The 20,888-nt window shown below is 47.4% G+C and carries 23 protein-coding genes; 22 read left to right on the top strand and 1 reads right to left on the bottom strand.

Translation table 11 applies throughout. The features are described from left to right. Window positions 1–196 precede the first annotated feature (196 nt). The 5 genes from FLZ89_RS05855 to FLZ89_RS05835 all read left to right on the top strand — a co-directional run bounded on the left by FLZ89_RS05855 (window position 197) and on the right by FLZ89_RS05835 (window position 4,186). Window positions 197–910: a CvpA family protein gene (locus tag FLZ89_RS05855; RefSeq protein ID WP_141263696.1), complete on the top strand. Its 714-nt coding sequence runs from the start codon at window positions 197–199 to the stop codon at window positions 908–910. Between the two features lie 68 nt (window positions 911–978). Next, window positions 979–2,409, top strand: a complete 1,431-nt coding sequence (locus FLZ89_RS05850) for an aminopeptidase (RefSeq protein WP_141263697.1) — start codon at window positions 979–981, stop codon at window positions 2,407–2,409. A 113-nt stretch (window positions 2,410–2,522) separates the two neighbouring features. Next, window positions 2,523–3,104, top strand: a complete 582-nt coding sequence (gene yedF, locus FLZ89_RS05845; RefSeq protein ID WP_141304624.1) for a sulfurtransferase-like selenium metabolism protein YedF — start codon at window positions 2,523–2,525, stop codon at window positions 3,102–3,104. Window positions 3,105–3,108: 4 nt separating this feature from the next. Beyond that, window positions 3,109–4,056: a HEAT repeat domain-containing protein gene (locus FLZ89_RS05840; RefSeq protein WP_172613466.1), complete on the top strand. Its 948-nt coding sequence runs from the start codon at window positions 3,109–3,111 to the stop codon at window positions 4,054–4,056. Further along, a complete protein-coding gene (locus FLZ89_RS05835; protein ID WP_141263700.1) occupies window positions 4,001–4,186 on the top strand; it encodes a DUF951 domain-containing protein in 186 nt (61 codons plus the stop codon). Before FLZ89_RS05840 ends, FLZ89_RS05835 begins: the two co-directional genes overlap by 56 nt. Here the strand turns inward: FLZ89_RS05835 and FLZ89_RS05830 are convergent. After that, window positions 4,173–4,682: a CGGC domain-containing protein gene (locus FLZ89_RS05830; RefSeq protein WP_141263701.1), complete on the bottom strand. Its 510-nt coding sequence runs from the start codon at window positions 4,680–4,682 to the stop codon at window positions 4,173–4,175. The two genes, FLZ89_RS05835 and FLZ89_RS05830, sit on opposite strands and share 14 nt — an antisense overlap. Window positions 4,683–4,998: 316 nt before the next feature. Between FLZ89_RS05830 and FLZ89_RS05825 the strand changes: the two genes are divergently transcribed. The 17 genes from FLZ89_RS05825 to FLZ89_RS05745 all read left to right on the top strand — a co-directional run bounded on the left by FLZ89_RS05825 (window position 4,999) and on the right by FLZ89_RS05745 (window position 20,796). Continuing rightward, window positions 4,999–5,763, top strand: coding sequence for an acyl-[acyl-carrier-protein] thioesterase (locus FLZ89_RS05825; protein ID WP_172613465.1), 765 nt, complete (start codon window positions 4,999–5,001; stop codon window positions 5,761–5,763). A gap of 57 nt (window positions 5,764–5,820) precedes the next feature. Next, window positions 5,821–6,081, top strand: a complete 261-nt coding sequence (locus FLZ89_RS05820) for a DUF5395 family protein (RefSeq protein WP_141263703.1) — start codon at window positions 5,821–5,823, stop codon at window positions 6,079–6,081. A 76-nt stretch (window positions 6,082–6,157) separates the two neighbouring features. Then, window positions 6,158–6,781, top strand: coding sequence for a Uma2 family endonuclease (locus tag FLZ89_RS05815; protein ID WP_141263704.1), 624 nt, complete (start codon window positions 6,158–6,160; stop codon window positions 6,779–6,781). 205 nt (window positions 6,782–6,986) lie between these two features. Next, window positions 6,987–7,199, top strand: coding sequence for a DUF1670 domain-containing protein (locus tag FLZ89_RS05810; protein ID WP_141304623.1), 213 nt, complete (start codon window positions 6,987–6,989; stop codon window positions 7,197–7,199). Between the two features lie 244 nt (window positions 7,200–7,443). Next, window positions 7,444–9,189: a transporter substrate-binding domain-containing protein gene (locus tag FLZ89_RS05805; protein ID WP_141304622.1), complete on the top strand. Its 1,746-nt coding sequence runs from the start codon at window positions 7,444–7,446 to the stop codon at window positions 9,187–9,189. Next, window positions 9,164–10,537, top strand: coding sequence for a sigma-54-dependent transcriptional regulator (locus tag FLZ89_RS05800; RefSeq protein WP_141304621.1), 1,374 nt, complete (start codon window positions 9,164–9,166; stop codon window positions 10,535–10,537). The genes FLZ89_RS05805 and FLZ89_RS05800 overlap by 26 nt, the downstream gene beginning before the upstream one ends. Before the next feature lie 146 nt (window positions 10,538–10,683). Next, window positions 10,684–12,507, top strand: coding sequence for an adenine deaminase (locus tag FLZ89_RS05795; protein ID WP_141304620.1), 1,824 nt, complete (start codon window positions 10,684–10,686; stop codon window positions 12,505–12,507). 2 nt (window positions 12,508–12,509) lie between these two features. Further along, window positions 12,510–13,220 carry a cyclase family protein gene (locus FLZ89_RS05790; protein ID WP_141304619.1) on the top strand — a complete coding sequence of 237 codons (711 nt, stop codon included), beginning with the start codon at window positions 12,510–12,512 and terminating at the stop codon, window positions 13,218–13,220. 19 nt (window positions 13,221–13,239) lie between these two features. Next, complete coding sequence (gene ftcD, locus FLZ89_RS05785) at window positions 13,240–14,145, top strand: glutamate formimidoyltransferase (protein ID WP_141304618.1); 906 nt, start codon at window positions 13,240–13,242, stop codon at window positions 14,143–14,145. Window positions 14,146–14,154: 9 nt separating this feature from the next. Next, the gene (locus FLZ89_RS05780) at window positions 14,155–14,772 is read left to right on the top strand and encodes a cyclodeaminase/cyclohydrolase family protein (protein ID WP_141304617.1); all 618 of its coding nucleotides are present in this window, start codon (window positions 14,155–14,157) and stop codon (window positions 14,770–14,772) included. Between the two features lie 154 nt (window positions 14,773–14,926). Then, complete coding sequence (locus tag FLZ89_RS05775; protein WP_141304616.1) at window positions 14,927–15,493, top strand: aminotriazole resistance protein; 567 nt, start codon at window positions 14,927–14,929, stop codon at window positions 15,491–15,493. Between the two features lie 85 nt (window positions 15,494–15,578). After that, window positions 15,579–17,318, top strand: a complete 1,740-nt coding sequence (locus FLZ89_RS05770; RefSeq protein WP_172613464.1) for an ABC transporter ATP-binding protein — start codon at window positions 15,579–15,581, stop codon at window positions 17,316–17,318. Beyond that, window positions 17,309–18,094, top strand: coding sequence for an energy-coupling factor transporter transmembrane component T family protein (locus tag FLZ89_RS05765; protein WP_141304614.1), 786 nt, complete (start codon window positions 17,309–17,311; stop codon window positions 18,092–18,094). The genes FLZ89_RS05770 and FLZ89_RS05765 overlap by 10 nt, the downstream gene beginning before the upstream one ends. A 2-nt stretch (window positions 18,095–18,096) precedes the next feature. Then, window positions 18,097–18,321: a creatininase family protein gene (locus FLZ89_RS05760; protein WP_141304613.1), complete on the top strand. Its 225-nt coding sequence runs from the start codon at window positions 18,097–18,099 to the stop codon at window positions 18,319–18,321. Continuing rightward, on the top strand, window positions 18,302–18,868 hold the full coding sequence (locus FLZ89_RS05755; RefSeq protein WP_141304612.1) for a creatininase family protein: 567 nt from the start codon (window positions 18,302–18,304) through the stop codon (window positions 18,866–18,868). The genes FLZ89_RS05760 and FLZ89_RS05755 overlap by 20 nt, the downstream gene beginning before the upstream one ends. Before the next feature lie 13 nt (window positions 18,869–18,881). After that, entirely contained in the window at window positions 18,882–19,451 is a 570-nt protein-coding gene (locus FLZ89_RS05750; protein ID WP_141304611.1) for a cysteine hydrolase family protein, read from the top strand. Between the two features lie 61 nt (window positions 19,452–19,512). Continuing rightward, entirely contained in the window at window positions 19,513–20,796 is a 1,284-nt protein-coding gene (locus FLZ89_RS05745) for a UbiD family decarboxylase (protein ID WP_141304610.1), read from the top strand. Window positions 20,797–20,888: the final 92 nt, after the last annotated feature.

Here is a 20,888-nt window from a genome sequence, read left to right as displayed (position 1 = left end):
GAGGAGCGAGGGCGGGGCCGAGGACAGGATGTCCGAGGCCGGCCTCTGAGGCAAGGATGCCGAATAGGCCGGGAACCCCGCCCGAGCCCCGAGGCTGAGCCGTAGGCTGATCCGCGAGGACCAGGGAGCGAGCAAAAACAATGCCAGCCTGGAGCGAAGTTATTTCAGGGTAGAATGTATGGAGGGACGCTGTTAGTTGCTCAATTACCTGGACCTGCTTCTATTTCTGCTCCTGGCCCTGGGTGCGTGGCGGGGTTACCGCCTGGGTTTTGTTAACCTCATAGCCGGGTGGATCAGCTACCTGGTGGCTGGGCTGGCGGCAGCCCTCTATGCCCGGCCCCTGGCTGAAGCCGTGGACCAGGCCTGGCACTTAACCGGTCGCTGGGGCAACTGGCTGGCCCCCCTATTACCATTACCCCGGCCGGTTCTCAGCCAGCCCCTGGGTAAGGCTGCCGCCGGACAGCTGGAAATCCTTTTAAACGGCACGCCGTTACCAGGGATGTTAAAACAAAGCCTGCTGGAGAGCCTGGAGAAGGCTCCCGGAGGTACGGTGGGCCAGGTCCTGGCCGGGCAGCTGGTCTTCCTGCTCCTGGAATTAGTAACCCTGGTGGTCCTTTTTTACGGCAGTTTATTTCTTTTACGCCGCCTGGCACGCTGGAGCACCATGGGGATAAATATGACCTCTACCGGTTTGCTTAACCGGGGCCTGGGCCTGGCCCTGGGTCTCCTGGGGCAGGTCTTCTGGTTGGCTTTGCTGGTAGGGATGCTGCGCTATCTCGTGGCCCTACCGGCCATGACGGCAGCTCCGGGTTTTTTACCCCTGGCCCGGCAGTTCTATAACTCCGGCATGGCCCTCCAGCTGAGCAATTTTTATGACTGGCTGGCCGGACTGTTGCATACCCTAATCTAGGGGGTTGGCAAGAGGAAGTTATCAATATGGGGGATTTGCCTCCAGGTTGATAAAAGGAGGAATTACCTATGGCAGAAAAAGAAGAAAGCAGAGGCAAAAAACTACAAAAAGAACTGGCTCTCCCTCAGAAGAGTGCCTGGGAGCTTTTAGAAAAGGACACCAGGGAAAAGGTATTTGCTTTTGCCGAGGGGTATAAAACCTTCTTAAGCCGGGCTAAAACTGAACGAGAAGCCATCCGGGCCGCCCTGGAAGCCGCCCGGGGACGCGGCTTTATTTCCCTGGCTGACCTGCCACCCGGCCGGGGGTTAAATCCCGGAAGCCGTTTTTACCTGGAATGGCGGGGTAAAGTCCTGCTCATGGGTATAATGGGTACGGCTGATCTGACCGAAGGCGTAAGGCTGGTGGGGGCCCATGTTGATGCGCCGCGCCTGGACCTGAAACCCATGCCCCTCTATGAAAAAGACGGCCTGGCCATGTTCAAAACCCACTATTACGGCGGCATCAAGAAATACCAGTGGACGGCCCTTCCCCTGGCCCTACACGGCGTGATTATGTTAAGGAACGGTCGCCGGGTGGAAGTGGTAATCGGTGAAGACAGCGCCGACCCCATATTTACCATAAGCGATTTGTTACCCCACCTGGCCAAGGAGCAGATGAAAAAGAATATGGAAGAAGCCTTGAGCGGGGATGATTTAAACCTGGTGGTAGGCAGCATACCTTATCCCGGCGAAGACGATGTAAAAGATAAAATTCGCCTGGCCATTCTCCAGTTGCTAAATGAACGTTATGGCCTGGTGGAAGAGGACCTGATTACGGCAGAGCTGGAACTGGTACCGGCCGGGCCGGCCCGGGACCTGGGTTTTGACCGCTCCCTGGTAGGAGGTTATGGCCAGGACGACCGGGTCTGCGGCTACACGGCCCTGCAGGCCATCCTGGACCTGGAGGGCCCCCGGCATACGGCCCTGGTACTCCTGGTAGATAAAGAAGAAATCGGCAGTACAGGTAATACCGGCGCCCACTCCCGCTTCCTGGAATATGCTTTGAGCGAGCTAGCTGCTCGCCTGGGTAATACCAGCATTGTCCACGTGGGCCGGATTATGGCCAATTCCCAGGCCATTTCCGCTGACGTGACCGCCGGTGTCGATCCCACCTATGAAAATGTCTTCGACATGCACAATGCTTCCCGCCTGGGATACGGCGTGGTTTTAAATAAGTACTCCGGTTCCCGGGGCAAATACGACGCCAATGACGCCAGTGCCGAGTTTATGGGCCGACTGCGGGACATTTTCAACCAGAATCAGGTCATCTGGCAGAGCGGCGAAATGGGTAAGGTGGATGCCGGCGGCGGCGGTACCATAGCCAAGTTTTTGGCCTATTTCGGCCTGGATGTGGCCGACTGCGGCCCGGCCCTCCTCTCCATGCACGCTCCCCTGGAGATAGCCAGCAAGGTGGATATTTATATGGCCTACCGGGCCTACAAGGCTTTTCTAGCCAGTTAATGATTTTTTAAGCAGGAAAAGTAAAATCTCGTGAAGAAAAGATATATAAAAGGCCCTGGTACCTTGAGAGTGGATGGGCGCCAGGTGCTTTTCTTTTAAAGGGGGCATGGATGGTGGAAAAAATAGTAGATGCCCGCGGGCTGGCCTGCCCGCAACCGGTTATCCAGACCAAAAAGGCCCTGGAAAGTTTGGGGCCGGATGGAGAGCTGGTTACCATTGTCGATAATGAGGTCGCCCGGGACAATGTTTTAAAACTGGCGCGGAGCCTGGAGTGCGCTACCAGCGTCAGGGAACAGGGAAGTGAATACTATATCCATATTCGCAAGGAAAGCATACCGGCTACCCAGTTAAGCGTTAATCCGGGCCAGGTATTGCTGGTAACCTCGGCCAGCCTGGGCCGCGGTTCGGAAGAGCTGGGGAGCATCCTCATGCGCAGCTTCTTTTACAGCTTGAGTGAAATGGAAGTGCTGCCCCGGCGGGTTCTCTTTATCAACAGTGGTGTCCAGCTCTGCTGCCAGGGTTCACCGGTGCTGGACAGCCTGCTGGCTCTGGAGCAAAAGGGAGTGGAAATCCTGGCCTGCGGCACCTGCCTGGACTATTACCACCTGAAAGAAAAATTGTGTGCCGGTAGCGTTACCAATATGTATACCATCATTGAACACCTTATGGCTGCGGAAAAGGTAATTACCCTCTAGGGGAGTGGTGACTTTGCTCTGGCAGCGCCGGCGTTACCGGGATGAAGAGCGCCTGTCAGCAGCCCTGGCAGGTTGCCGGGGCAAAATAGCTAAAGGTTTACGACGGGAGTTGTGCCGGCTGGACGCCCGGGCCCTGGCCGGGCTCCTTGCCGGCCTCTGGCCGCGTCTGGAGGAAGCTACCCGTGAGCAGCTGGCGGCTCTGGCGGAGGAAGAAGGTTTTATTGAGGCCTGGCTGCGGGACCTGGAACAGGGAAAAGCCGGTGAGAAAGCTAGGGCGGCTACCATCCTGGGCGAGATGGGAGTTAAACGTGCCCTTGGCTCCCTCCTCGCGGCCCTGGGAGACCGGGACGAAGGCGTCCAGATGGCAGCAACGGCAGCCCTTATCCGTTTACGTGACCGGCGTTGCCTGGAACCGTTGCTTACAGCTCTGGCGGAACCCCGGCGCTGGCCACCGGCGCGGGTGGCCGAGGTGTTGCTGGCTTTAGGAACAGACAGTATCCCGCCTTTGCTGGATCTCCTGGAACGGGGGCCGGAAGACGTTTCCATACGGGTGATAAATATCCTGGGCTGCTTTAAGGATGAGCGGGTCTTACCGGCCCTGGAGCACTGCCTTAAGGATGAGAGCGCTGCCGTGCGCAGAGCAGCGGCCATGGCCCTTGGGGAAACCGGCTGCAGCCAGGGCGCGGGGAGTTTAAAGAAGGCACTGGCCGATCCGGTGGGCGAGGTACGGGCCGCCGCCGCCCGCGCCCTGGGAAGGCTAAAGTGCCGGGATGCCACGGATTTGCTTAAGAGTTGCCTGGCCGATGCAACCTGGGAAGTCCGCGCAGCTGCCGGCGCGGCCCTCACCGAGCTGGGGGCAGCAAGGGACGAGCAAGAAATGGGAGGAGAACATCTGGATGGACTTGCAGGTTGGCGATATCGTCCAGACCAGAAAGAAACATCCCTGCGGTAGCGACCAATGGGAGATTTTACGAGTAGGTATGGATTTTCGCCTACGCTGCCTGGGATGCGGTCGTTTAATCCTTATTCCTCGTCTAAAAGCGGAAAAGAGCATTAAAAAAGTGATAGCTAAATTGCCTTGAGCAGGGTCAGGATTGGCAGAGTATTCCTGGTAGTAGCGGCCTGTTTTTCATACAAATAATGCAAATAATTGAGGTTGAGGAGGCGCTGCCGGCATTCGGTAAGGCTGGGGATGTCATCTGGCTTTAGAATTACGGTGGAGCAGTGGTAGGCTGTCGCTGCATCAATGTAGCTCCCCATAAGCACCGGTCGGCCCAGTTCATCCTCAATGGCCATTGCCCCGGCCAAGGCCGTGGGGCAACGGTTGCCAAAAAACATGCAGGAAGGAAAAACGAAATAGTCGACTTTCTCTTGACGAACCATGCGGCGGGCCACTTCCAGGCGGCCGGTGCCCGGACAACCGGGGCAGGGCTGTATGGCAACGATTTTAGCTTCCGGAAGCTCCCCCAGAGGTCCCTTTTTTTTCTCCACGGCCAGGAAACAGAGGATATGGGCCTGGTAGCCGGGGCAGCCCCTTTTCCAGTGATCACGGCAGGAAATAATACCAACGCGCAGCATATTAAGAAACCCCTTTTACAAAAATTATCATTTTAACCAATTGGCCTCGATTTTACCATAACGATAGCAGTTTAGCATATTTTCCTTCAAAAAAATGTCGGAAGGTGGCGGCAGTTCAACAAAATGAAACCAGGCTGGGTATAATTACTTCCCGGCTGAAGTAGCTGGAAGCTGGCAATGCCCCGGTCAATGAGGAAGTCGGCTATCCTAGCTGTTTCCGGAGCTGATCAAGAAACGGGCCCAAACGATAATAGCTGGCGCTGGCCCGCAGGTCTTTGTTATGATACAATAAACTGGTAATCTCAAATAGACGCTGGTGATAAATTTGCTGGTCAGTACATACCAGAGGTCCTATGAAGTCCACTATTACGAAACCAATTTTATGTTAGAAGCCTCACCGGTCACCATCCTGGGTTACCTGGAAGAAACGGCCACCTGGCATTCAGAAACGGTAGGCAACACCATTGCCAGATTAAACGCCGCCGAACGGGGCTGGGTCGTCTACCGCTACCATCTACAGATGAACCGCTACCCCCGCTGGCGGGAAAAGATAACCGTCACCACCTGGGTGGAACGCTTCCAGCGCTGTTTCGCTTACCGCAATTTTTACATCCATGATGCCGGGGGTAACCTCCTGGGCCGGGCCGCGTCCGTGTGGATCTTCCTGGATATCGCCAGCAAAAAGCCCCTGCGGATACCGTCTGCGATAAGCGAACCTTACGGGCTTTATCCTGAGGCGGCCATTCCGGAAGGATTTGGCGAGCTACCTGGCCTGGAAACCCCAACTATGATGGCAGCATTTACTGTGGGCGCAGCAGACATAGATATCAACCACCATGCCAATAACAAGAGGTATATCCACTGGCTGTTGGAGAGCGTGCCCATGGAGGTTCACCGGCAGGCCTTTCCGTCCACCATTGAGGTTGTATATAAAAAAGACGCCCGTTACGGCGATCATATCCTCAGCCAGTGCCAGGAAGTAAAAGCCGGGAAGGGCATCAGGCAGTATCTCCACCGCCTCACCTGCCCGGAAAAGGAACTGGAATTGACCCTGGCCCGGACATCCTGGCAGGAACGCTAGATCATTTATTGTTACGGTCATATTTTGTGTTCTTCACGGCAAAGGAGCTTAAGGATAATGCGGGCAGATATAGAAGTCAGGCTCATCCACAACGGGAGGGAATGGATAGCCGGTGATGCTGGTTTTGAGGCCAGGGGTCGCACCCTGGTTGAGCTGGACCAGAGCATTAAAAACATCCTGCGGAAAAGCGGTAAATTTCAGCAGGGAACAAAAGTAACGGTCCTGATGAAATTTGATTACGAAACCATGCCCGATTATGCCCGTGTCCGGCAGTATATGCCTGCCTATTTCAACCGCGTGTTAGAAGTGGAATTATAGTAATGGTAAAAGGGGTTATTGGTCACCAAGCGAAGCGGTAAAATATCTTCAGGCAAAAAGGCGGGAGGTGGCAATAGTGAGCCTGGCCCTAAAGGAAATAGCAGTTAGCAAAGATAAGGTTTATACCTACGACGATTACTGCCGGCTACCGGAGGGAGCTCCTTACCAGCTCATCGGGGGGGAACTGGTATTGACACCATCGCCGACTTCTTACCACCAGATTATTTCTATGAAGCTCGAATTTAAAATGGTCGCTTATGTAACCGCAAAGAATTTAGGTATAGTTTTACATGCGCCTATGGATGTTTATCTCGAGGAAACTGAAACCTACCAGCCGGACATTATTTTCATTGCCCGCGACCGGATGGATATTATTAAACCTGAAAAGATCGAGGGCGCCCCGGACCTGGTGGTGGAAATCCTTTCCCCCACGACAGCCTATTATGACCTGCGCCAGAAATACAAGGTTTACGGAAAACATGGCGTCAAGGAGTACTGGATTATAGATCCCCAGGATAAATCCATTCAGGTTTTTTCCCTGGTGGAAGGCAAATTTAAACTGGACCAGGAAATTGAGAAAGAAGGAATTGTCCGTTCCGGGGTAATAGAGGGTTTTTGTGTTAATGTTGTAGATATTTTCTATAATCCTCTTATAGAGGATTATCCCGACGGAAAGCAAGAAAATGGTGGCAGCCAATAATTTGCTCCAGGGCTATTTCACAAGGTTTTCTACCTTCTATAACCCCTCATCTCCCTTTCCCTGGCAAGAAGGACCACGGTCAACACTGCCTTAATCTATCCCTACCCTGCTGGCTGGAGCGGCGGCAGCCGGCAGGGTAAGAGATAAGATATTATCACCCGCCCTCCAGGTCAGGGGGGGTTATGGTTCCCGACCTACCGGTATAGTGGAGATGGCCCTGGAAGGACTAACCACCCAGGAGATTGCCCGGCGGATCTACCACACCCCCGAGGCGGTGGACAACTACCTGCGGTTGTTTGACCGGGTGTTGCTCTTACGCTACTACCACGTACCGGCTTCAGCCATGATGAGGATCACCGGTCACAGCCAAGGCTTGCCGGAAGAACACCTGGCCTTGGTGAAAAGCACTCAATATTGACATTATAGAAGCATACAAATATAATAGTTTAAAATAGTGATAGTTTAGGTAAGCAAAGAGGCTTACAGGACGATGAAGTTACCTGTTTGTTAAAAGGCAGGTAACTTTTTTCGTTATATCATTTCCCCGGGTGAGAAAGCAAAGGTGCTATCGGGCAGATTTTTCATTTGGCTGGTAGCACTTTTTTCGATATGGAAAATAGCATCTATAACTAAACAGGCACTCAAAAAGGTGGGACTTTCTTATGTTTACTAAACTTATTCTCCGGGTTTGCGGTGATTGTCGCTACCCTCCTTTTGAGTTTTTAAACGATCATGGGGCCTTCAAGGGATTTAACGTGGATATTTTAAAAGCCATTGGCAAAGAGGTGGGGGTGGAAATCTATTTCAGAGCCATGCCCTGGTCAGAAGCTATACGAGCCGTTCAGGAGGGTATTTTTGATGCTATACAGGGTATGGCTTTAAGTGCAAGGCGTAAGGATATCTTTGATTTCACCGAAGCATACCTGGTAGTTTCCCATTCTGTTTTTGTTCTAAGGGACCGGTATGATATTTTAACTTTGAATGATCTCAAGGGTTTAAAGGTAGCCGTTCAAAAAGATGACATATCTTATGACTTGATCAACCATCATCTTGGCAGCGCTAAAACTTTTCTGCACTATATCTTTACTGCTGATCAAGGCGAAGCATTAAACGAATTAATTAAACGAAAAGTCGATGCCTTTATCGGCAACAGGCTTACAGGAACTTACCTAGCCCAAAAGATGGGACACATAGATAAAATCAGGCTGGTTGGCCAGCCAATTTCGCCACAGGCTTATGCTATAGCTGTCAGTCGTGGCAGGAAGCAACTAGTAGAAATTTTTAATAAAGGATTACGAGCGATAAAAGAAAATGGGGTTTACGATCGGATCTGCGAAAAGTGGTTTGGTCTGGTAGCTGAAGATCTAAACAGTCACATTATCGATAGCGTAGATGTAGGAGTAATTGGATTAAACCGTATGGGAATAATTACCTCAATCAATTCTTATGCCTGTAAAATTTTGGGTGTAAAGAGACATAACTTAATAGGGAAATACGCTTTGGAAACAGAACTGGTTCGCTATTTTGATTTTGGTATTGTATATGAAACAATGGCGACTGGTAAGGCTTTTGTTGATCACGAAATCGAAATTAAGAATGGCAAACAATCTTTGCTGAGCTATAATATTTTTCCTTTATACGGTGAAAGTAATAAAGTCATCGGGGTAGTGATTAGTTTAAGGGATATTACCCTGGAAAAGCATTTGCGTGAAAGTTTGGCCCGTAAAGATAAAATGGAATCTCTGGGTATGCTTTTAGCTAATATAGCCCACGAAATCAGAAATCCGATTATGGCCATTAAAACTTTTGTTGACACTCTTCCTGCTCAATATGACAACCCCCGTTTTCGCGCTGAGATGTTAAAATATGTGCCCATGGAGATTGAGCGCCTTAATAAGCTTGTCGGGGAATTATTACAGTACGCCCGCCCCCGCGCACCGGTCCGCGAATGGTGTAATTTATATGAAATCGTAAATTCAGTTATGGTTTTATTTCAAGGGCAGTTTAACAGTGGAATCGATTTTGATGTTCAAATCGACACTTCTCTGAGAATATGGGCTGATGAGCAACAGCTAAAACAAATATTAATCAACCTCATTTTAAACGCTACTGAAGCCATTAAAGAAAAAGGCAAGGTAAAAATTACAGCAGGTAAAGGCCAGGATGGGGTGTGGATTGAGGTAGAGGATGATGGTTGCGGCATTTCTTCAGAGCACCTTGGACACATATTTGATCCTTTTTATTCCACAAAAGAAAAAGGAACGGGTCTGGGTCTTTTTATTACCTACCAACTTGTTAAAGAGAATCATGGCGATATAAGGGTATTTAGCCAGAAGGGTCGGGGGACATGTTTCAAGATCACTTTCTACCAGGAGGTATGCCATGGAGAAAATTCTGATAATCGATGATGACCCCGCCATTTGTTCTTCTTTGAGCTTTGCCCTGCTGAATGATTTTGAAGTAATTACGGCCACTGACCCGGCAGTAGGGTTCTATTATTTGCAAAAGGAAGAGATTGCCCTCACCATTCTTGACTTATATCTCGGGCCAGTTGATGGTTTACAGGTACTACGTAAGATTCGGCAGTTTAATCCGCACGCTGTTGTTATAGTTTTAACTGCTTATGGTAGTATCCGTTCTTCTGTAGAAGCTATTAAAGAAGGTGCCTTTTATTACCTGACCAAACCTGTCGATATTGAGGAACTCAAAGCCCTGGTTAATAAGGGCTTGGAATTGTACCACCTGCAGGCCAGGTTGGAAATCTTGAACCAAGAACTAAAAAAGCAATATGAATCTTATGGTATCATTGGCAAATCAAGGGCTATTAATAAGATTTTAACTCTGATAGAAAAAGTAAAGGATATTGATAGCAACGTTTTAATAACAGGAGAGAGTGGAACCGGGAAAGAACTGGTGGCGCGGGCGATTCATTATTACGGCCGGCGGCAAAAAGGTCCTTTTGAGGTTATAAATTGCGCTGCTATCCCGGAAAATTTATTAGAAAGTGAGCTTTTCGGTTACCAGAAGGGAGCTTTTACGGGTGCCAACCGCAGCTATGAGGGTAAACTATGGGCTGCCCATGGTGGTACTATTTTTTTAGATGAAATTGGGGAGATGTCCCTCGTCCTCCAGGCCAAAGTCTTACGCTTTTTACAAGATAAAACCGTGATACCGCTGGGCTCCAAGAATACCTATCCGGTTGATGTACGTATCTTGGCGGCAACCAACAGGAATTTGCCCGAGGCTATTAAGCAGAATAACTTTCGTGAAGATTTGTATTACCGTCTGAATGTAATTAATATTGAGCTACCGCCCCTGCGGGAACGCAAAGAGGACATCCCCTTATTAGTAAAGCATTTTATTGCTAAATATTCGGCACTGCTGGGGCGTCAGGTGGATTCTATTACTCCTGAAGCTCTCCGTTTATTACTAAACTATAATTTTCCCGGCAATATAAGAGAACTGGAAAATATTATTGAACGTGGTGTGGCTCTGGCAACGGGCAGGGAAATTACTACAGACAATTTACCTTCAAATCTTCAGCCTTTATTTGATCCGTTGCCCATGGACATTCCCGACGCCATACCTGTTTTTATTGGCGAAACCCTGGACCAGGTAGAAAAAAAGTTGATCCTCTCAACTCTAAAGAAAACCGGTGGTAGAAAAAAAGAAGCGGCAATCCTTTTAGGCATAACAGATAGGACCCTGAGGAATAAACTGAAGAAGTATAGGATAAAGGAAAAAAAGCGGATATAATTTCCGGTTCACAGTCCTGATTTATAAAAATAGCGGAAATTTCTTCCCCTATTTGTTTTTAATTGGCAACCCCTATCGATCGGCTAATAAGATGTTGCCTGGCCTGGTACGAAACTTGCTATATAAGGCTTAACGGAGGTGGAAATATGAATTTAAGCCAGGAAGAGCAAAATCTTATAGAAGAGCGATTTCGGGCAATAGAAGTTTTACTTTCTCCGCAAAAGTTCGCTACTAAGGTCTTAAAGAACGCCCGCGTAGTTAATGTCTTAACCAGGGAAATCTACAGGGCGGATATTGCTATCAACGGGAAAATAATTTTAATGATTGGTGATTGTAACAACTTGATTGGACCGGAAACAGAGGTTATTGATCTGAACGGGAAGTATGTAACACCAGGTTTTATTGACGCCCATATGCATTTTGAGAGTGCCATGCTCACGATTACCGAATTTACCAGGATATCCTTGCCCACAGGCACTACCTGTCTGATATGCGATCCCCATGAGATAGGCAACGTCCTAGGACCAGAAGGGGTAAGGGCCATGGCCGCTGAAGCTGCCCTTATGCCTCACCACGTATTCTTACGCATCCCCGCTTTAACACCCGACTCACCGGGGTTGGAAACGCCGGGTTATCATATAACTTCACGGGAAGTACCGGAAATGTTGTCTTACCCATCTGTTTCTGGCATCGGCGAGATCCAGGGGGTCAGCGCAATTAAATTTGTTTTTGCCCACAACCCTGACGTGATTAAAGATACCCTGGCTTCTACCATATATGCCCGCTCTATAGGTAAAGGAGTTGACGGCAACGCACCGGAGTTGTTCGGCCCCGAACTTGCAGCCCATATTATTGCCGGAGGTACGGATGTATCCTGCCACGAAACCACAACCAAAGCTGAAGCCATAGAAAAACTGCGTTACGGCGTTTATCTATTAATGCGCGAGGGATCAACCCAGCGCAACATGGCTGAATGTATTAAAGCTCTTACTGAAGAAGGTTTCGATTCGCGTCGTATGATCCTGGCTACCGATGACATGCTGGCGGAAGATATAGTCAAAAGCGGCCATATGAACGATATAATTCGCCGTACTATCCGTCAGGGTGTAGGTGCTGTAGAAGCAATACAAATGGCGACTATTAATCCGGCCACATGGTTGGGCTTAAATCATCTTGGTGTCCTGGCACCGGGGAAACTGGCAGATTTGGTAGTTATCGCGGGTGAACTCGAAGATATGGAAGTAGAGGCGGTTTACCTGAAAGGTGAACTTGTAGCGAAAGATGGGGAGTTGCTTATTGATATACCGCCATATACTTACCCGGCAACAGTAAAAAAATCTGTCAAACGGGACTACGTCTCAGCCGCAGAGTTGATGTTGCCTGCAAGGGGCACCAAAGCCATAGTACGCTGTATAGGTCTTATACCCGATCAAAATCTGTCCCACGCTATCGAAGTTGAAATGAAAGTAGACAATGGCTATATTCTCCCTTCTTTAGACGAAGATTTGTTGCCTATTGCCGTAGTAGGGAGGTACGGACAAAAGGATATAGGAAGGAGCTTTGTGAAAGGGTTTGGCCTTAAAAATGGAGCGTTTGCCGAAAGTGTGGCCCATGACGCCCACAACATCATAGTTGTAGGTACAAACTATAACGATATGGCCGTGGCGGTTAATCACGTTATTAAAATGCAGGGGGGTGTGGCCGTAGTAAAAGGCGGCAGGGTCCTGGGAGAGCTTCCCCTGGAGATTGGAGGTTTAATGACTGATGCCCTAACAGCTCATGAACTAATAGCTAGGACGGCGTTGCTGCATCGCCTGGCCGCGGAAGAACTCGGGTGCAAGGTACATGCTCCTTTTATGCATCTGGCTTTTCTATCCCTCACCACCAGCCCCAAATGGAAGCTTACCGATAAAGGGGTAGTGGATGCCAATAATTACTGCGTACTTTCAGCGATTAAGGAGGTTTTATAAAGATGAACCGGAATAAACGCTGGACCCTGATTGATCTTTCCCAGGAAATATACCAGGGTATGTCTGTTTTTCCCATGCATCAGCGTACCTTTATTATGGTAAATATGACCCACGAAGAAAATAAAAAGATGACCGGGAGTAAGACACTGGGTTTTTCGGCCCGCAACCTGTTGATTAGCGAACACGGGCCTACCCATTGCGATGCTGTGTGGGAATACAATCCGGAGGGGCCGACCATCGATAAAATGCCGTTGACCCACTTTTGGGGTGACGCCATCTGTGTAGATTTAAGCCATGTACCACCTTCAAGGTATATCACTGTAGAAGATCTGGAGCTGGCTCTGGCTAAGGCAGGCCTGGAGATCCAGGCTGGAGATATTTTTCTAATGTATACTGGTCATTATGATCGTAATTACGGTACCAATAAATGGCAGACAGAATATACGGGTCTTAGCTATGAGGCGGCAGAGTGGTTGGCCCAAAAGGGGGTAGTCAATATCGGTGTTGATACCCCGTCTATTGATCATCCAGCCGATCTGGATTTTTCAGGTCACTGGGTGTGCGGTAAATATAACATGACCAATACAGAAAACCTCTGTAACCTCGATAAAGTAGTAAACCGCAGGTTCATATTCATGGGGCTTCCTTTACGTATAAGGGATGGCAGCGGGTCTCCTATCAGAGCTGTGGCTATTTTAACTGACGAGGATTAAGGCGTTGGAGGGCCGCTAAGTGAAGAAATATATCCACACAGTACCTAATTTTAGTGAAGGTCGCAGGAAAGAAGTAATTGAGGCGATCGTAGGGCAGTTTAAGGACATTCCCGGGGTAAAACTCATCGACTATTATCCCGATCCCGATTTTAACCGCACTGTCATTGAAGCGATAGGAGAGCCGGAACCTTTAAAAAGGGCCCTGCTTAATATGACCGGCAAAGCGGTAGAATTGATTAATATGGAAGAGCAAAGCGGCGCCCACCCCCGGATAGGAGCCCAGGATACTATCCCCTTATTTCCACTGAAGAATATATCCTTAGAAGAATGTAAGCTTCTGGCGGAAGAACTAGGAAAGGAGATTTACGCCCGTTTTCAATTGCCAGTTTACTTGAGCGGGGAAAATGCCCGCACTCCGGAAAGAAAAAGCCTGGACTTTATCCGCCGGGGGCAATACGAGGGGTTAAAAAAAGTTGTCCATTTGCCGGAAAGGGCTCCGGACATCGGGCCGGCTGCCCTGCACCCAACTGCCGGGGCGGTCATTGTCAGCGCCGGTACCAGGCCCCTGGTAGCTTATAATATCGTTCTCAATTCCAGTGACTTGAGTTTAGCGCAGGGGATAGCTAAAGCGGTCCGCGGGCCAAGCGGGGGCTTCAGTACTGTCAGGGCTGTGGGCCTCAAATATGAAGAGCGCGACCTGGTTGCGGTATCGATGAATATTTTTGATTATGAATTGACCCCTCTTTACCGCACTTTTGAGCTGGTGAAAAGAGAGGCTGCCCGCTATGGAGTAACGGTCCTGGAGACCCAGCTTGTGGGAACCGTTCCCCAGGAAAGTTTAATTATGGTGGCTGAGTATTTCTTACAGCTTAAGAGTTTTAAGCGTAACCAGATACTGGAGAACAATTTATTTGATCTTAGTTAGGAGATACCTATGCTTGCCGGAAAAAGCCTTATCGATTTTGCTGCCCAGCTTTCATCAACGGCACCCGTACCCGGAGGGGGAACCTTAAGCGCCCTGTGCGGCTACCTCAGCGCCGCCCTGGCTCTAAAGGTATGCTATTTAACGCTAGCAAAGGAACAATATAAAGCAAGCCATGCCGAAATGCATAAAGTTGGAGGTGAGATTGAAGAGTTAAAAGCCGAACTGCTGGGTTTAATGGATGAAGACGCAGCTGCCTTTGCTGGAGTAATAAATGCTTACCGGTTACCCAGAAGAAATCCCTGTGAAGCAAATAAACGGAAGGAGGCTATTAAACAGGAAACTTTAAAAGCAGCGTTCGTACCTTTACGTACCGCTGAGAAATGCTTGCAGTTACTCAAAAAAATATCGGTGGTTATCGATAAAGGCGTTCCCGGCGCCGTAAGCGATGCCGGGGTCGCTGCCCATCTGGCTGCTGCCGGCCTTGAAGGGGCGCTGCTAAATGTGGCAATTAATATCAAAGGGATCAATAAAGAATATGTCCTCGAGCTGGAACAAAGGATAGCACAAATAAATGAAGAAAAACAAGATTTAATGAGTCACCTTTTACGTACCCTGAAAATGGGGTAGTATTTACCATTATATCATATCCTTCTGAAGGCGTCGACTGGGCGGAATGCGCCTTTATTATGGCAATGGTGTTTGACTGAGGGGTAACGGGGCCCTTTGTAGTGAAACAGTCTACAAAGGGCCTATTTTTATAAAAAAACGAGGAGGGTAAATCATGACTAAAAAAAGCAAAATCACTCCTGCAGGTCTCGTTTTCATGGTAATTTGGGGTGTATTAACCGGGGTTCTCTGGGCCTACGTTAACCCCATTACCCTGGTTCCCGGGGTAATCCATTTGCGTATTTTTGCTTTTCTACCAGCGGTAATAGGGATCTTTTTTGGTCCTATTTCCGGTTTCGCCTCCGGGTATATTGGCAGCTTGGTCTGGTCGCTGCTTAGCGGTGCCTTTATCCCCGCCCACACACTGCTAGTGGATGGGATCATGGTAGGGTTTACGGGCTGGTTACCGGCAATTATGGTCGGCAAAGGTAGAACACTGGAGGAAATCGCTACCGACAAATCACTGGTATGGAAATCGGTTTTGTGGTGCGGTCTTTCCGGAATTGCCATGATAATAGCCGTTTCCCTGAGTTTATCTATCCTGGGTATATTTGATTTTCGGTGGGCATTATTCTGGCTGGGCTTAAGCGATGTTCCTCCATTAATGATCGGTACACCGATAATAGTCAAGATGTTTATCAAACGCCTGTCCAGGATCGATGTCTCTAATATCTCGGCCTGAATACTCCTGGCAGGGAAGGTTTGGACAGGGCTTTCCCTGCCAGGCAAGCAGTATATCTGTAGGGTTACCATTTAGGAGGATTAACATGGCCATTCTGGAAGCGAAAAATTTGTCTTACAGATTTAGACCCGGCTCTCCCCGGGTGATCAAGAATATATCACTGACCATAAATGAGGGTGAAGTAGTAGGCATATTTGGGCGCAGCGGTTCAGGTAAATCCGTTTTCGGTTATATATTAAGCGGTATTATACCAAACTTTTATAGGAACGGCATAATTGAAGGCGAACTAAAAATAGCCGGTAATAATGCTTTCCAGGTTAAAGATGCAAGCAACGTATTAGTAGGCATGGTAATGCAAAATCCTGAAACCCAGCTTTTCGGCTTTAGGGTAGAAGACACGCTGGCCTTTGGCATGGAAAATCTCGGTTTACCCCGCGAAGAGATGGGTAAGAGGATTGAACGCGTATCCAAGCAACTCCAAATTGAACATCTTTTAAACAGATTTACAGGCGAGCTATCTGGTGGCCAGAAACAGTTATGCTGTCTTGCCTCCATACTGGCTATGGAACCGAAGGTTTTAGTTTTAGACGAACCGGTTTCGGCCCTGGATCCCGGGGGCGTCCTTCTGATTCAGGAGGCCGTTGCCCGGCTGAAACGTGAAGGCCGTACTATCATCGTTATTGGTAACAACGTGGGATGGGTGGCCCCCCTGCTTGATCGAGTTATCGTTATGAATCAAGGAGAGATAATTTTAGATAACCAGGCCAATAATTTTTTTGCTGATAAAAACAAAGTTATTGCTTCCGGCATTACTACCACTCAAGTAAATGAGTTATACCATACCCTAGTTGAAAATGGATACCGGTTACCTGTTTTCATTAGTTATGCAGAAGCTAAACGCTACCTATGGGAAAAGAACCTCATAAGGAAGAATCCAACATTAAGGACAAGGTCTGTTAATTATAACGACGCTATTAAAGAGAGTCCCAAGGCACCGTCTTTAATTTCTATAAGAGAGCTCTCCTTTATGTACGGCCGGTTCAAGGCCCTTGAAGGCATAAATGTTGATTTACAAGGGGGTCGCATTATCGGTTTAATTGGCCAGAACGGCTCGGGAAAAAGCACGTTATTAAAGCATCTTAATGGCTTGCTGAAACCAACCCGGGGAACAATCGAGGTTAATGGAAAAAGGCCTGATCAAGAAACTATTGCCACAATGGCTAAAATTATAGGTTTTGTTTTCCAGAATCCTGACCAGATGCTCTTTGAAGAGACAGTCTACGATGAAGCAACTTTTGGCATTAGGGCTATTTATAGACAAGTAAGTCCCGAACAAAAGGAGACGGTGGAAAAGCTCCTGGCAGAATTCGGCTTGCTGGAGTATCGCGAAGAATTACCGGTAAATTTATCAGCCGGCCAAAAAAGATGGTTGATGATTGCCTCCGCTGTAGCTGTTAACCCTGCAATTCTAGTTTTAGACGAACCGACCAATGGCATGGACAGGTTTGATAAAGAAAAGCTGGCAATGTTAATCAAGGAATGGAAAAACGCTGGTCGTACCATAATAATTGTTTCCCATGATTTACCTTTCCTGGCTGATTTAGTAGATACAGTTTTGTTGCTAGATAAAGGAAGAGTTAAAGCATGTGGCACAATTAGAGAGATATTTAGTCAGAGGGAAATATTTGCAGAAATCAATATACCTTTGCCTGAAATTACTATGCTGGGCTTGGAAGCCGGGGCGCCGGCCACTTTAAACGTCGACGAATTCATTGACTCTTGCTTAACAAATGCTACAGAGAGGGAGGAGAAGGTATGCAGTTAGCTAGCTACGTTGAAAAGGAATCTTACTTTCATAATCTTGATCCCCGGGTAAAAATAATATGGTTCATAGTTATAACCATTGTGGCATTAGTATTTCGGACATTACCTGTGATGGTATTAGTTGTGCTAAGCTTGCTGGGAGCTTGGCTGTCAGCAAAGATTTTACCGGAAATATTATCTTTAATGCGCAAAGCCCTACCGCTTCTGAGCATTGCGATTGTTACCTGGATGATATTTGGTGCCTTAAAGCCTGAAGGAGGTGAAGTTTTATTCTCTCTGGGCATCCTGCAACTAGAGAAAAATGATATTTTAAAGGCCATTACTGTCGCCTTGTACATCTTTATCACTATAAGTGTGTTTTATACCGTGATCCTGACGACGGATTTTAGTGAACTGGCCTGCGGTTTATCAAAACTGGGATTGCCTTATACTTTAACCTTTATGATAGCTCTCATTTTCCAAACTATCCCTTTATTAAGCAGTGAAATTACAACTATATTAAACGCTCAAAGGAGCCGGGGGTACGAACTTGACCAGGGTGGCCTGATAGAAAAGTATAGGAAATATGCTTCAGTTGTTTTTCCCTTTGTTATGCGTGCAATTAATCTGGGTAAGAACATAAGTATTGGTCTCCACGTGTACCAGTTTGGCATCGGAAAAAAGAGGATGAACTACAAAGAGCTTCAATTAACCGGCAATGACTATATATTTATAGCGCTATTACTGATTTTTATTTTAACTACAATTACAGTCAGTCTGAGATATGGGGGTAAGTGAAGATGGCTAGGTTATTAGAAGAACTAACTTCAGAGGCGATAGATGCCTTTAACAGGGAAGAAACCATCGTTTTACTTCCAGTAGGAGCTACAGAACAACACGGTAAACATTTACCAGTAGGAACAGACACTATGATTTTAAAATCCGTTCTAGAACGCGTATTAAAAGATATTGATCCAGAAATACCACTATTGATAACCCCCCGTTATACCGGTTGGCAAGAGTAACGAGCACCTGAATTTTATTGGCACCATTTCTTTTTCGTATGCAACATTAAGGGGCGTGATAGAAGATATATGTAAAAGCATTGCCCGGCATGGATTTAAAAAGATAGCTATTTTTAACTCCCATGGCGGCAATACAGATATCTTGACATCTTTATGCCGGGATTTGCGGGATCAATTGAATGTCCAGGTGTTTGTAATTGACTGGTGGTTTACTAATTTCTGGGAGGATATCTTGAAAGAAATTCAAGAATCTCCTCGAGATGGCGTGTTCCACGCCTGCGAATTGGAAACCTCTATTATTATGTACACTTTTCCTCATCTGGTTAAAAAAGAGCAAATTGTTGCCAGCTTTCCCCCCGAACCATTACGTAGCAACAAATATGTTACCATTTTTGGCCCTGTAACTATGGGGTGGAGAACTGAGGACATCTCGGCTAACGGGGTTATAGGTGATCCGACCAAGGCTACCTCCGAAAAGGGACGCCTTTTAGTAGAGTTTGCAGCCAGGAAGATTATTGAAATTATCCAGGAAATCCGGTCGTTATAGGGAGGGGCTGAAAATGTATAAAAAAGAGGATTGTGCTTTGCTTGTAATTGATATGCAAGCGGATTTTATAGATGAGGGCGCTCCCATCGAATGTCCTGGCGGTCGTGAGATTATACCACGATTAAAGGAATTAATCTCTTTTATGCGCGCCCAGAATATTCCTGTAATTTATACCCAAGAAAAGCACCGGCCGGAAAAGGTTGACTTTGGTATGGAATTGGAACGCGAAGAGCCGGAGCATTGCCTGGAACAAACGAAGGGAGTAGAATTTATCGATGAACTCAGGCCGGAACAGGGAGATTTTATTGTTGTTAAGCGCAGGTATAGCGGCTTTTATTTGACCGACCTGGAAATCTTACTTAAAGGGCTTAAAAGGAGCACCCTTATTATTACCGGTGTTGCAACTAACGTATGTGTTTATGCTACTGCTCTGGACGCCCAGCAACGTGATTATCGTGTCGTAGTAATTTCTGATTGCGTTGCTGGTACCGATAGGGAATTACATCGCGCTTTTTTAAGAAATATCGAGTACGTGCTTGGTGAAGTCATTACCTCAGAAGAAATAATCAAGAGGCTTTCTTAGTTTGTATTTATATTTCAGACTCCGGGTAGCTATATATATTCCTGTTAAAGGGGAATTATTTATGCAGGAAGGTCTCAGAGATTACCTGCGTAACCTTTACCACAAAAATAAATTGGAAGAAATAGAGGACATTTCAATAGAAGATATCCCCAATTTAATATTTGCTAACAGGAAAAGCCCACAAACAATCTGGATAAAAAAAGTTAGAGGGTTTGAAAGCGGCTTTTTGTTTAACGTATTAAGCAGCAGAGATCATTATGCGATAGTTTTTGGTTGCACCATACACGAAATATGGCCCGCTTACCTCAAGTGTCTGTCCAACCCTGTAAAACCGGTATTAATAAAAAGCGGCAGTGTTCAAGAGGTCCAATATATTGGCTCGCAGGTGGATTTGTACAAGCTGCCTGTTGTAAAATATAATGCTCTGGATGCCAGTCCATATATTACTGCCGGTGTGGTTCTGGCCAGGGATCCGGAAACAGGAATACGTAACGTTTCCATACACAGACTTCAGGTACAGGGGAAACAACAATTAGGCATTCGCCTGGAACCCGGTTCTCATCTGGAATTAATCCGTAAAAAAGCTGGAGAACTAGGGAAAAGAGTTGAGGTAGCTATAACAATTGGCAACCACCCCGCGGAAATAATAGCCGCTGTAAGTAAAGTTCATTTTGGGCTTGATGAACTGGAGATTGCCGGTGCCATAAGGGGTGAACATTTGCAGTTAACTAAATGTGTTACTATCGACGCAGAAGTACCAGCTTGGGCCGAAATTGTTTTAGAAGGTTATATAGATCCAGAAGACGATGCTCCTGAGGGACCATTTGGCGACTTTATGGGATATTACGTACCGCGCGGCGAAAATCCAACTATCCATTTGACGGCAATTACGCATCGGGAAAATCCTGTTTTTCAAGGAATAAGGGCTGGTTCCCTGGAGGATAGTTTATTGCTGGCGCTTTCCAGGGAAGCCGCTGTTTTTAAAGCAATAAAAGAGGCAGGTATAGATGTAGTAGGTGTTAACCTATCCCCTGTAGTTTTTAATGGGGTTATTTCATTAAGGCCTAAAGATAAGGCTGAAGTACGAAGGGCTTTAGAAATTGCCCTGGAACAGGCGCCATGGTTAAAATATTGTGTCGCAGTTGACCCGGATGTAGATATTTTTAACTGGGAAGACGTCTTGTGGGCGTTAGCTACTAGGAGCTCCCCGGATAAAGCCATTGTTTTTAATAATACTAATGGTTTTTCCAGGGATCCCTTTAATCTGCACCGATCTAAACTAATTATTGATGCCACCATACCGGGTGGCGCGGGAAATGCCTTTAGACGGGCTATACCCCGATGAACCTTTCATAGCCCTGCGACGGCGGTATAACTAGTTGCCTCTTTTTTTCTTAGCCCTTAGCATTTTATCTTTTTTAGGTATGCGTCAGGCTT

Origin of the sequence: Moorella sp. E306M, from assembly GCF_006538385.1 — a bacterium.
In the GTDB taxonomy this organism is placed as follows: domain Bacteria; phylum Bacillota; class DSM-521; order Neomoorellales; family Neomoorellaceae; genus Neomoorella.
Note: the sequence above shows the minus strand (reverse complement) of the source record. Positions and strands in the feature narration are given on the sequence as shown.